At 75.6% G+C, this 12,489-nt stretch carries 11 protein-coding genes; 10 read left to right on the plus strand and 1 reads right to left on the minus strand.

Annotation, left to right across the window (positions count from 1 at the left end):
* Window positions 1–216 precede the first annotated feature (216 nt).
* The 4 genes from J3473_RS09275 to mrdA are packed head-to-tail and all read left to right on the plus strand — an operon-like array spanning window position 217 to window position 4,557.
* Window positions 217–1,251 (plus strand): rod shape-determining protein, encoded by a 1,035-nt coding sequence (locus tag J3473_RS09275; RefSeq protein ID WP_207022835.1) that lies wholly within the window; start codon window positions 217–219, stop codon window positions 1,249–1,251.
* Window positions 1,248–2,087: a rod shape-determining protein MreC gene (mreC, locus tag J3473_RS09280; RefSeq protein WP_207022836.1), complete on the plus strand. Its 840-nt coding sequence runs from the start codon at window positions 1,248–1,250 to the stop codon at window positions 2,085–2,087. Before J3473_RS09275 ends, mreC begins: the two co-directional genes overlap by 4 nt.
* Entirely contained in the window at window positions 2,084–2,575 is a 492-nt protein-coding gene (locus tag J3473_RS09285) for a rod shape-determining protein MreD (RefSeq protein ID WP_207022837.1), read from the plus strand. Before mreC ends, J3473_RS09285 begins: the two co-directional genes overlap by 4 nt.
* Entirely contained in the window at window positions 2,572–4,557 is a 1,986-nt protein-coding gene (mrdA, locus tag J3473_RS09290; RefSeq protein ID WP_207022838.1) for a penicillin-binding protein 2, read from the plus strand. The genes J3473_RS09285 and mrdA overlap by 4 nt, the downstream gene beginning before the upstream one ends.
* Before the next feature lie 22 nt (window positions 4,558–4,579).
* Here the strand turns inward: mrdA and J3473_RS09295 are convergent, their stop codons facing one another.
* The gene (locus J3473_RS09295) at window positions 4,580–6,019 is read right to left on the minus strand and encodes a pitrilysin family protein (RefSeq protein ID WP_207022839.1); all 1,440 of its coding nucleotides are present in this window, start codon (window positions 6,017–6,019) and stop codon (window positions 4,580–4,582) included.
* A 108-nt stretch (window positions 6,020–6,127) separates the two neighbouring features.
* Between J3473_RS09295 and lpdA the strand changes: the two genes are divergently transcribed.
* The 6 genes from lpdA to J3473_RS09325 all read left to right on the plus strand — a co-directional run bounded on the left by lpdA (window position 6,128) and on the right by J3473_RS09325 (window position 12,471).
* Entirely contained in the window at window positions 6,128–7,525 is a 1,398-nt protein-coding gene (gene lpdA / locus J3473_RS09300) for a dihydrolipoyl dehydrogenase (protein ID WP_207022840.1), read from the plus strand.
* A gap of 193 nt (window positions 7,526–7,718) precedes the next feature.
* Window positions 7,719–7,895, plus strand: coding sequence for a hypothetical protein (locus J3473_RS09305; protein ID WP_207022841.1), 177 nt, complete (start codon window positions 7,719–7,721; stop codon window positions 7,893–7,895).
* A complete protein-coding gene (locus tag J3473_RS09310) occupies window positions 7,892–8,959 on the plus strand; it encodes a hypothetical protein (RefSeq protein WP_207022842.1) in 1,068 nt (355 codons plus the stop codon). The genes J3473_RS09305 and J3473_RS09310 overlap by 4 nt, the downstream gene beginning before the upstream one ends.
* 174 nt (window positions 8,960–9,133) lie before the next feature.
* The gene (locus tag J3473_RS09315; RefSeq protein ID WP_207022843.1) at window positions 9,134–10,552 is read left to right on the plus strand and encodes a pyridoxal-dependent decarboxylase; all 1,419 of its coding nucleotides are present in this window, start codon (window positions 9,134–9,136) and stop codon (window positions 10,550–10,552) included.
* A gap of 99 nt (window positions 10,553–10,651) precedes the next feature.
* Entirely contained in the window at window positions 10,652–11,287 is a 636-nt protein-coding gene (locus J3473_RS09320; protein ID WP_207022844.1) for a DUF2510 domain-containing protein, read from the plus strand.
* A gap of 53 nt (window positions 11,288–11,340) precedes the next feature.
* Window positions 11,341–12,471: a hypothetical protein gene (locus tag J3473_RS09325; protein ID WP_207022845.1), complete on the plus strand. Its 1,131-nt coding sequence runs from the start codon at window positions 11,341–11,343 to the stop codon at window positions 12,469–12,471.
* Window positions 12,472–12,489 lie beyond the last annotated feature (18 nt).

Here is a 12,489-nt window from a genome sequence, read left to right on the forward strand (position 1 = left end):
AGCACCACGCGTATCGGGTGACCCGATACGCCCGCGCCTCACCCGACAACGGTTCTCGGGTGAGGCGCAGTCATGTCGGGCAAGGCGCGCGCCGCCCGCCCCGGCGAGGCACCACGCGTCACTCCCGTCACACCGACCACGGGATGCCGGAGCGCCTCGCCCCTCCCCGGCGTTGCGTCCCCGGCCCACCGGCGGGCCCGGCCTAGCCTGCACCGCATGAGCGGCTGGTCGACGGGATGGGTCCGGGGGAGGGACCTCGCCATCGACCTCGGCACCGCCAACACCGTCGTCTACGAGCGCGGCCGCGGCGTCGTCCTCGACGAGCCGTCGGTCGTCGCCGTCCGCGCCGGCACCGGCGAGCTCGTCGCCGCGGGCCGCCGCGCCAAGGAGATGCTCGGGCGCACCCCCGAGGCCGTCACGGCCGTGCGGCCGCTGCGCGACGGCGTCATCTCGGACGCCGACGTCACCGAGCGGATGATCCGCTGGTTCGTCGACCGCGTCGCCCCCTCGCGCCTGCGCCGGCCGCGGGTCGTCGTCTGCGTCCCGAGCGACATCACGAGCGTCGAGCGCCGCGCCCTCGAGGACGCCACGCTGCGCTCGGGCGCGCGCCGGGTCCACGTCGTCGAGGAGACGATGGCCGCCGCCATCGGCGCCGGCCTGCCCGTCGAGGGCACCGAGGCCTCGATGGTCGTCGACATCGGCGGCGGCACGACCGACGTCGGGGTCATCAGCCTCGGCGGCATCGTCGTCAGCCGCACGGTGCGCCTCGGCGGTGACGAGATCGACGAGGCGCTCGTCTCCTTCGTCAAGGCCGAGTACTCGCTGCTGCTCGGGGAGTCGAGCGCGGAGCGGCTGAAGATCGCCGTCGGGTCGGCCTTCCCGCTCGTCGAGGAGCTGACTGAGCGGGTCCGGGGGCGTGACCTCGTGACGGGGCTGCCGAAGACGGTGACCATCGGCTCGGCCGAGGTGCGCCGGGCCATCGAGACGCCGGTCGCCCGGATCGTCGACCTCGTCCGGTCCGTCCTCGACGTCTGCCCGCCCGAGCTCGCCGGCGACGTCGTCGACCGCGGCATCGCCCTGACCGGCGGGGGAGCCCTCCTGCGCGGCCTGGACGAACGGCTCTCGCACGAGCTCGGGGTCCCCGTCCGCGCGGCCGAGGAGCCGCTGCACGCCGTCGCCCGCGGCGCGGGCCGGTGCGTCGAGGAGCTCGCCACGCTCCACCGCGTCCTCGTCGACACCCGCCGGCCGTGACCCGCGACCGACACCGCCGCCCCCGCGGCCGGCGCGTCGTGGCCGGGCTCGCCGTCGCGACCGCGCTCGTCCTCGCGCTCGACCTGTCCGGGGCCGTCGACACCTCACCCGTCCGCGGTCTCGCCGCCGCCGGTCTCGGGCCGCTCGAGCGCGCCGTCGGTCCGCGCGAGGACGAGGCCGCGCGCCTGCGGGCCGAGAACACCCGCCTGACGACGCGCCTCGCCGACACCGAGCAGCGCCTGGCCGCCGCCGAGCGTGCCGACGCGCTGCTCGACACCCCCACCCTGCGCGGGCTGACCCTCGTCGCGGCCCGCGTCGTGGGGGTCGGGCCGTCCGGACCGGCGGGGCCCGAGCGGGTCACCCTCGACGTCGGGGCGCGCGACGGGGTGCAGGCCGACCGCGCCGTCGTCACCGCCGACGGGCTCGTCGGCCGCGTGGTCGCGGTCGGGCCGTGGACGTGCGACGTCCTGCTCCTCGGCGGACGCGAGGTCGCCGTCGGCGTGCGGGTCGGCCCGCGGGGCGTCCTCGGTGAGGTGTCCGCGGCGGCGCCCGCGGGCGCGCCCGCGCCGAAGCCCGGCACCCTCGCGCTCGCCCCGGTCACCGGCGGAGCCCTCGCCATCGGCGACACCGTGACGACGCTCGGCAGCCCCGGCGACCAGCCGTTCCCGGCCGGCCTCGTCGTCGGGACGGTCACCGCCGTCGACGACGCCCGGGGACGGCCGACGGCCGGCGGGGTCGTCACCCCCGCCGTCGCGCCCGCCACGCTCGACGTCGTCGGCGTCGTCCTCGGTGAGCGCCGCGCGCAGCCGCGCCCGTCCGCGACCGCGGGGGGATGATGCGACCCCTCGGGCTCCTCGCGCGGACCGCCCTCCTCGTCCTCGCGGCCGTCCTGCTCGCCGCGCTCGCGGCCCGGCACGTGCGGCCGGTGCCCGACCTTGTCGCGGTGCTCGTCGTCGGCTGGGCCCTCTGGCGCGGACCCGTCGCGGGCGCGCTCGCCGGGCTCGCCGGTGGATGGGCCCTCGACCTCGTGCCGCCCGGCGCCGACCTGCTCGGGCTGCACGCCCTCGTCTACGCCGGGGCCGGGCTGCTCGCCGGCCGCCTGCGCGTCGAGGGCCCGGTGGGCGCAGCGCGCGTGGCCGGCAGCGCCCTCGTCGTGTCGGGGCTCGTCGAGGGGGCGGACGTGCTGCGGGCCCTGTCGGTCCGGGCGCCGGTCGACCTCGGCGAGGTGGTGGTGCGCGTGCTGCTCACCGCGACCGTCGCCGCGCTCGTGGTCCCGCTCGTGGTCCGCGCCGAGCGCGCGGTGGTGCGGCGGAGGTTCGGATGAGCGTCGTCGGCCGGCGCGGCCGCGTCACGGCGGTGCTCGTGGCCGTCGTCCTCGCCTTCGCCGGGCTCGTGGTCCGGCTCGGCAAGGTGCAGCTCGCGCAGGCCGACGACCTCGCCGCCCGCGCGGTCGCGCTCGACACCCGGACGGTCCTCGTGCCGGCGGTGCGCGGGCGCATCCTCGACGCCCACGGCCGCGAGCTGGCGGGGCACCGGACGAGCACCGTCGTCACCCTCGAGCGCCGGGTCGTCGCCGACGACCGTGATGCCGCCCAGGCCGAGGTCCGCGAGGTCGCCCGGGTGCTCGGGCGCCCGCCGGAGGACCTGCTCGGGAGGCTCTGGCTGTGCGGCGAGGACGGCGCCCCGGCCGCTCCGGCGTGCTGGGCCGGGTCCGCCCAGGTGCCGGTCCCGCTCGCCGCGGACGTCGACGCGGCCCGCGCGCTCTCGCTCGTCGAGCGCCCCGACCGGTTCCCCGGCGTCGCCGTGTCCTCGGTCCCGGTCCGGACCTACCCCCGTCCGGCGGGCGCCCAGGCCGCGCAGGTGCTCGGCTACCTCGGCCGGGCGACCGCGGAGGACCTCGCGGCCGACCCGACGCTGCAACCCGACGACCTCGTCGGACGCGCGGGGCTGGAGCAGCAGTACGACCGGGAGCTGCGGGGGACCCCCGGGCGGACCGTCGTGTCGGTCGACGCCCGTGGCCTCGTGACCGGGGTGGTGTCGCGGGTCGACCCCGTTCCCGGCCGTGACCTCGTCACCTCGCTCGACGCGGCCGTGCAGGCCCGCGCCGAGAAGGCCCTCGCGACGGAGATGCGACGCGCGCGCGGCCGCGGATGGCCGGCCGACTCCGGCGCGGTCGTCGTCCTCGACCCCCGCTCCGGCGCGGTGGCTGCCCTCGCCAGCCTGCCGACGTACGACCCCAACGTGTGGACCGGCGGCATCTCGTCCGCCGACTACCGGCGCCTCACCGACCCCGCGGCGGGGACGCCCATGCTGTCCCGCGCCACCGACGTGGGCTTCGCCCCGGCGAGCACGATGAAGCCCGCGTCGGTCGCCGCGGCCGTCCGCGACGGGCGCTCGCTGCGCGCCACCTACGACTGCCCGGCGGTCTACCGGATCGGGAACCGCGACTTCACGAACGTCGACAGCGCGCCGCGGGGCCGCATCAGCCTGGCGACGGCGGTCGAGATCTCCTGCGACACCGTCTTCTACCGGCTCGCGCACGACGCGTGGCTGCGCCAGGGCGGCCCCGACGCGCCGGCCACCACCCCCGACCCGTTCGCCTCGACCGCACAGGGCCTCGGCCTCGGCCGCGCGACGGGCGTCGACCTGCCGAGCGAGTCGGCCGGCCGGGTGCCCGACCGCACCTGGCGACGCGCGCAGTGGGAGCAGCAGAAGGACGAGCTGTGCCGCCGGGCGCGGACCGGGTACCCGGAGGTCGCCGACCGCGAGCGGCGCCGCTTCCTCACCGAGGTCGCGCGCGAGAACTGCGCGACCGGCTGGCAGCTGCGCGCCGGCGACGCGGCCAACTTCGCCATCGGGCAGGGCGACGTCCTCGCGACGCCCCTGCAGATGGCCGTCCTCTACGGCGCGATCGCCGACGGCGGCACCGTCCGCACCCCGCGCGTCGGGGCGGCCCTCGTCGACCCGGTCTCGGGCGAGCGGACGGCGATCGACCCCGGCCCGACCCACCGGGCGCCGATGAGCGCGGCCACCGACCGCTACCTCCGCTCGGCCCTGCGCAGGGTCGTCACCTCGGGGACGGCCGCCGCCGCCTTCGCCGGGATGCCGGCGGACTGGCCGGTCGCGGGCAAGACCGGCACCGGCGAGGTCGTCGGGAAGCGCGACACCTCGTGGTTCGTCTCCTACGCACCGGCCACCCGGCCGCGCTGGGTCGTCGCCGCCGTCGTCGCGCAGGGCGGCTCCGGCGGCTCGACGGCCGCGCCGGTGACGCGCGCGGTGCACCTCACCCTGCGCGGGCTGGGCTGAGCTGCCTGCGGGGACGTCCGGCTCAGAGCCAGTCGGCGTCGACCTCGAAGGCAAGGACTCCTGCTCGCCGGTCGATCTCCGCGATGGCCTCCGCGCCGTTCCTGAGATGGCCGGGCCACACGGTGGTCTGGCCGCCGTCCGCGAAGACGAGCGCGCGGAAGTCCGGCCCCTGCGCGACGCCCCGGAGGTCAGCCCAGGACCCGCCGTGCCGGTGGCCGTGGGCGGTCTGCGTCATGCCTGACTCGCCGATGACGACCCGCAGGTCCCTCGGCGCGGTGCTGAGCAGCCGGCGGGTCCACGGACGACCCGTCACCTCGGGCACAGGTGGCGGCTCGTCGTCGGTCCGGTCCGGCACCCCGGCGATACCGCCCGGGACGGGTCGGGTCCCGGCGAGCAGCAGGGTCTCGAGGGCGCGAGCGGCGGCGCGGGCCACGTCCTCGCGCGTGACGGCCTCGACGTCGGTGCTCTCCTCCTCCGCCGTGCGCACCGGCCGGCCCGCGAGGAGCCGGTAGGCACCGACCACGAGCCGGTCGACCGTCCCGCGGGGGTCGGTCAGCCGCTGGCGCGCCACCGCCTGCTCGTGCGCGAGCTCGGACGGCTCGGGCCCGGACGCCGCGAGGTCGCGCAGCACCCCGACGGTCGACTCCAGGACCCGCACCTGGCCCTCCTCGGCGCCGTCCGCCCACAGCACGGCGAGGAGGGTCGCGTCGTCGACGGGCGAGGAGCCGCCGTCGACCTCGTAGACGAGTCCCTGGTCGTGTCGCAGCGACCGGGTCAGCGCCTCGATGACCAGGGTGAGCAGGACCGGCGCGACCGGGGTGCGCTCCACCAGCCAGGACGCGAGGGGGACCGGCGGGTCGGCGACGTACCCGGGCAGCGCGAGGCGGGACTCCCGCGCCTCGGGCCGGGTGGGACGCGCGCCGTCCGGCAGCCGGACGTCGGCGTGCTCGGGCGGCGCGCCGGTGGAGATGACGACGGCGTTGCCGCTCACGTACCGACGGGCGACGAAGTCCCGCACGTGGTCGCGGGTCAGCGTCCTGGACGGCGCGCCATGACGTCCGAGGGCACCGACCCCGTCGGTCCCGTACCGGGCGCCCGCCATGAAGGCCAGCGCCGGCGGCGCGGCGGCTCCGTCCTCGGCCTCGAGCACCCGGGCCTCCACCTCGAGCCGCTCCAGCGGCAGGTCGCGCACCACCCGGCAGAGCGTGCCGAGCCACTCGTCGACCGCCTCCCGGGGGCCGGTGGCGTGGAACACCGTCAGCTCGTCGTCGACCCAGGCGTTGGTCTCGAGGGTGGTCCGGGGCATCGCGGCCATCACGAGGTGCTCGACGAGGTGCGCGACCCCGGCCGTGCGGAGGGTCTCGTCACACACCCCTGCCCCCACGACGAGCGCGGCCGTGTACGGCTCGGGGCCCTCCGTCCAGAGGGCCGGGATCCCGTTGACCGTGCTTCGTCGCGTCACCGGGGCACTGTAGGAGGACGCAGCGCAGTCGCGCCGGAGAACGGGCCGTGGCGTGTCCGTCCGGACGCGGGATCAGGGCGCCGGGCTGCGCCCGATAGGCTGACGAACATGGCTGACTTCGACGTCGTGGTGCTCGGTGCTGGTCCTGGTGGGTACGTCGCGGCGATCCGCGCCTCCCAGCTCGGGAAGAAGGTCGCGGTCGTCGAGAAGAAGTACTGGGGCGGGGTCTGCCTCAACGTCGGCTGCATCCCCTCGAAGGCGCTCATCAAGAACGCCGAGCTCGCCCACACGCTCCAGCACGAGAAGGAGCTGTACGGCATCGAGGGCGAGGCGACGATGAAGTACGGTGCCACGCACGCGCGCTCGCGCAAGGTGTCGGCCGGCATCGTCAAGGGCGTCCACTTCCTCATGAAGAAGAACAAGATCGAGGAGATCGACGGCTGGGGCACGCTGACCAGCGCCACCTCGATGGAGGTCGCGCTCAACGACGGCGAGACCCGTCAGCTGACCTTCGACCACCTGATCATCGCGGCCGGTGCCGTCACCCGGATGCTTCCTGGCGTCGAGGTGTCGCAGAACGTCGTCACCTACGAGGAGCAGATCCTCGACGAGAACCTCCCCGGCTCGATCGTCATCGCCGGCTCGGGCGCCATCGGCGTCGAGTTCGCCTACGTCCTGAAGAACTTCGGCGTCGACGTCACGATCGTCGAGTTCCTCGACCGGATGGTCCCGACCGAGGACGAGGAGATCTCCAAGGAGCTCCTCAAGCACTACAAGAAGCTCGGCGTCAAGGTCATGCTCTCGACGAAGGTCGAGGGTGTCGAGGACACCGGCTCCGGCGTCCGCGTCACCGTCTCGCCCGCCGCCGGCGGCGACCAGCAGGTCCTCGAGGCCGACAAGTTCATGTCGGCCATCGGCTTCGCCCCGCGCACCGAGGGCTACGGGCTCGAGGCCACCGGCGTGCAGCTGACCGAGCGCGGCGCCATCGCCATCGACGAGTACGGCCGCACCAACGTCGAGAACGTCTACGCGATCGGCGACTGCACCGCCAAGCTGATGCTCGCTCACGTCGCGGAGGCCCAGGGCGTCGTCGCCGCCGAGCACCTCTGCGGCGCCGAGACGATGCCGGTCGAGTACGACTTCATCCCGCGCGCCACCTACTGCCACCCGCAGATCGGCTCGTTCGGCTACTCCGAGGCGCAGGCCAAGGAGAAGGGCTACGACGTCAAGACGGCGAAGTTCCCGTTCTCGGCCAACGGCAAGGCGATGGGCCTCGGCGACGCCGTCGGCTTCGTCAAGGTCGTCGCCGACGCCGAGCACAACGAGATCATCGGCGCCCACATGATCGGCCCCGACGTCACCGAGCTGCTGCCCGTGCTGACCCTCGCGCAGAAGTGGGACCTCACCGCGGACGAGGTGTCGCGCAACGTCTTCGCGCACCCGACGCTCTCCGAGGCGGTCAAGGAGGCCGTCGAGGGCATCGCCGGCCACATGATCAACCTCTGAGCCGCGCACCCCACGCCCCTCGTACCTCCACATTTCGGGGTCACCCCGAAAAGTCCACGAGACCCCGGCTCCGAGCCGGGGTCTCGTCGATGTTCCGGGGTCTCGAGCCGGGAGGACCCCCGCGCGAGCCGGGGGTCTGGTCAGTCACCCTCGATCGTCGCTACCCTTCCGCCACCGGCGGGAGGAGAGGGACATGCCCGAGAACGGCGAGCTGCGACGCAACCCGGTGACCGGCGAGCGCGAGATCTACTTCGAGCCTCCGGGTGAGTGGGAGCCGCTCGGGGCCGACGTCGCCCCGGACCACCGCGTCCCCGACGAGGACCTCGGGACGGCCGCCGAGGCGCCCGAGGACGAGGGCGTCGGCGCGTGACCACGCCCCCCTCCGCGGGATCCTGGTCCCTCGCGGCCACGGTCAAGCCGGCCGTCGACGGGCCGGCGCCCGCGGCGGAGGACCCGACGCTGCCCGCCCCCCGGGAATGGGCAGCGGGTGCGGAGGCCGTCCGCACGACGGTGAGGTGGGTGATCACGGCCCTCGCCGCGGTGGGGGCCCTGATGTTCGCCAAGGGCTTCGTCACCACCCCTGCGCTCAGCTGGCAGCAGCATCCCTACCAGCTCGGCGCCGCGTTCGTCGCCGGTGTCACCGGCCTCGCCGGGGTGGGATGGCTGATCGCCCAGGCCACCGACCTGCTGCGTCCGCAGATGTACGAGCTGCACCGGCTCCCGCCGGACTTCGTCCAGGAGATCGAGTCGGCGGGCACCGGGGTCGCTCTGCCGGTGCGGGTCCGGACGGTGGCGGACCTCCAGACCAGGCTGCGCGGGGTGCGAGCGGCCCTGTTCGAGGTCGACGGGGCCCTCACCGCGGCGAGGGCCGCCGCGGTGGACCGGGCGGGCAAGCAGGGGGAGGTGGCCGCCAGGGCTGCGGTGGCCGAGCTCGAGGAGGACCACCGCATCCTCACGCACAACCTCGCGGTCTACACCCACTCGCGATCCCAGCTCCTCGCCCAGGCGGAGTACTTCACACTCTCGCGTGGCCTCACGAGGTCGGGGACCCGGAGGATGGTGGGCGCCGGTGCCATGGCGGCGATCGGTGGTATCGCCTACGTCCTCGCGCTGTCGGACCCGGGGGAGCAGCCACAGTCACCCGCGGCGCCGGTGGTCGGTGAGATGGTGCGCGTCGACTCCGAGGCGGGGTCGCAGCTGTGGTCGCTCCTCGGCCTCGCGGGCTGCCAGGCGACGACCGACTCGCCGCGCATCCCGGTCGTCGTGGGTGGGGGCGACGGCAGCACGGCGTCCCCCTACTCGGTGACGACGCTCCCGACCTCGACGTGCCGCGCGCAGACGTTCACGGTGACGGACGCCGCGGCGCTCGTCAGCGTCCCGAAGGCCGTGAAGATCACCTACGCCCCGTCGACGGCCACGCCGTCGCCCAGCTGACCGCGGCCACCCAGCCCACCCGAGCACGCGATCCGGCCGACGACGGGGGAAGACCCGGCACGTGCGGGGTGATCGCTGTCAGACCCTGTGTCCGACAGCGACGAGCCCGCACGTGCGGGCTGAGGCGCGGGGCGCACGCGGCCGGGACCACCACGCGTGGGCAGAATGGCGCCCATGACGCCCGAGGAGTTCCGCGCCGCCGGACACCAGCTCATCGACTGGATCGCCGACCACCGCAGCCGCGTCCCGGACCTCCCGGTCGCCGCGCAGGTCCGACCGGGCGAGGTCCGCGAGGCCCTCCCGGCCCACGCCCCCACCGAGCCGGAGCCGTTCGCCGACGTGCTCGCCGACCTCGACCGAGTCGTCGTCCCCGGCGTCACCCAGACCCAGCACCCCGGCTTCTACGGCTGGTTCCCCAGCAACGCGAGCCTCGCCAGCGTCCTCGGCGACATCGCGTCCGGGGGCGTCGGCGCGCTCGGCATCACGTGGCAGTCGGCACCGGCGCTCACCGAGGTCGAGCAGGTCGTCACCGACTGGCTCCGCGACCTCTGCGGCCTCGCCCCGGAGTGGCGCGGCGCCATCCAGGACACCGCTTCGACCGCGTGTCTCGTCGCGATGCTCGCCGCCCGCGAGCGCGCGAGCGACGGGTCGGAGCACCGCGGCGGCCTGCAGTCCCTCGAGGCGCCACTCGTCGCCTACACCTCGCCGCAGGCGCACAGCTCGGTCCCCAAGGCCGTCCTCCTCGCCGGCTTCGGGGCCGACAACCTGCGCTACGTCGACGTCGACCCGGTGACCTACGCGATGGACCCCGCGGCCCTGCGCCGGGCGATGGCCGAGGACGCCGCGGCCGGTCGCGTGCCGGCGGTCGTCGTCGCCGCGGTCGGCACGACCGGCACGACGGCGATGGACCCCGTCCCCGCCATCGTCGAGATCGCCCGCGAGCACGGGGCGTGGGTGCACGTCGACGCGGCGATGGCCGGCTCGGCGATGCTCCTGCCGGAGATGCGCCACCTCTTCGCGGGGGTCGACGACGCCGACAGCCTCGCGTGGAACCCGCACAAGTGGATGGGCACGATCCTCGACACCTCCCTGCTCTACGTCCGCGACGTCGACCACCTCGTCTCGGTGATGTCGACGACCCCGAGCTACCTGCGGGCGAGCACCGACGACCAGGTCGTCCAGTACAAGGACTGGGGCATCCCGCTGGGCCGACGCTTCCGCGCGCTCAAGCTGTGGTTCCACCTCCGGCTCGACGGCGTGGAGGCCATCCGTGAGCGGCTGCGGCGTGACCTCGCGAACGCCCGCTGGCTCGCCGAGCAGGTGCAGGCCGAGCCGGGATGGCGGGTGCTGGCGCCCGTCGAGCTGCAGACGGTCTGCGTCGTCCACGAGCCCGAGGGGCTGACGGGCGAGGAGCTCGACGCGCACACCCTCGCCTGGCTCGAGGCCGTCAACGCGACCGGCCGGGTCTTCCTCGGGGCCAGCAGCCTCGACGGCCGCTGGATGGTACGGGTGTCCGTCGGCGCGGAGGCCACCGAGCGGGCGGACGTCGAGGAGCTGTGGCGGCTGCTGCGCGCGGCGGTCGCGACCCGCTGAGCGACCCCCCTCCGGTCGAGGGGACCGACTTCGCCGGAACCGGCCGCGGACGCGCCCACCGGGTGTCACACTCGCCTCGAGCACGCCGGGAGGAGTCGTATGTCGCAGGTCAGGCACCGCAGGAGCCACGCCGTCGCCGGGCTGACCCTCTCCCTCGGCAGCGCCGTCGTCATGCTCGGGACGCTGCTGCCCGTGTACACCGTCGGGCGCGGCGCGGTGGCCCCCGACGTGTGGGCCGCGCTGGGGCTGCGCGCGGACGGCACGTCCGTCCGCCTCGCCGACGGCTTCCGCGAGTACCTCGTCCTGTCGGGCGCGGTCGCGCTGCTCATGGGGGTCGCGCTCATCCTCACCCGCCTCCGGTTCGTCGGCGGGGTGTGGCGTCTCGCGGCCCTCGTCGGGCTGATGGCCGGCTCGTTCGTCACCTTCGCCTTCTGGATGCTGCTCTTCGACCCCGGTGCGGCCGTCGGCCGCCCGTCGTGGTTCGCCGAGTCCGCCCCGGCCGTCCTCGACGCCTTCTCGGCCACCACCGTCGACGCGGGGGTCGGGCTCTACGTCCTCACCGTGGGCTGCGCGACGGGCGTCCTCGCGGCCCTCGTCCCCACCTTCCACACGCGGCGCGTCATCAAGGACGCGACGAAGGGTGGGGGCACCCTGGCGCCGGGCTGGTACCCGTCCCCGCACCACCGCCGCCGGCACCGCTACTGGGACGGCGAGAAGTGGACGGTCGGCGCCTGAGCCCGCCGCCGCGCCTGCCCTGACGCGAGGTCGCCCGAGGTTAGCCTCGGCGGGTGACCGACTCCCGCCGGGCCCCGTCCGCGACCCTCTCCGCGGTGGCGGCCGTCCTGCTCGCCCTGCTGGTCGTCCTCGCGCTGCTGGCGCTCGCCGTCGGGTGGGTGGCCGTGCTCGTCCTCGACGACGGCGTCAGCCGCTGGATCTGGGGAGTCCTCGGCGCGCTGGTGCTGTGGCGGCTCGTGCCGCGCCCCGCGCGCGTCGACCGTCGGGCGGTCGCGACGAGCCGCGAGGAGCAGCCGGCCGTGCACGAGCTCGTCGACGCCGTGGCGCGCGAGGTGGGCGTCGCCGCCCCGACCCGCGTGCTCGTCGACACCGTCGCCGCGACCCGGGTGCACCCCACGGGCTACCTGGGCGGGGCCGCGCTGGTCGTCGGCCTGCCGGAGTGGACGGCCCTCGACCCCGGGGAGCGGGTCGCCGGTCTCGCCCACGAGCTGCGCTGCTCGGGCGTCCGGCGGGGGCCGGCCGGCATCCTCGTGCGCCTCGCCGGGGACGTGCTCTCGGGAGCCCGGACGATCCTCACGCCCGTCCGAGCCGTGACCGCCGACCGCAAGGCCGTCGAGCAGGCGACCTCGACGATGGGCTACTACGGGCCGGGTGACGAGATGGCGGGCAACCTCATGCGTCGCCAGGCGTCCGCGGCCGTCGGCGGTGCCGGGATGCAGGTCGTGGCGGTGCCCTTCCGTGCGCTCCACGCGGTCCTCGACCGGGCCTGGCGTCCGACCCTGCACCACGCCGCGTTCGAGGCCGACCGGCGCGCCGCCGCGCTCGCCGGGCCCGCCGCGGTGCGCGGCTGGCTGCTCGCCGGCGTCGGGGTGCCGCGCGGCGCGACCGCCGCGCACAACGCCGCTCGTACACCGGGGGCCGACGTCTTCCTCGCCATCGAGGCGGCCGACCGGCCGGCGCCCACCGAGCTGCGCTCCCGCCTCGAGGCCGCGCCCACGACGGCCGTCGACGCCGACCACCCGCCGACCCGCCAGCGCGTCGCCGCCCTCGAGGCCGGCGACGTGCCCGTGGGTGACGGATGGGTCGAGCGCAGCACCGTCACCGCTGCCGACGTCGAGCTCTTCCGGATGCGGGCCTCGCTCGCCGGCCGGCTCCGCGACGAGCTGGTGCACGGGCGCGGCTGACCCGCCGCGCCCGACCGT

The sequence above is a fragment of the Phycicoccus sp. DTK01 genome (assembly GCF_017312765.1).
Lineage (GTDB): Bacteria > Actinomycetota > Actinomycetes > Actinomycetales > Dermatophilaceae > Phycicoccus > Phycicoccus jejuensis.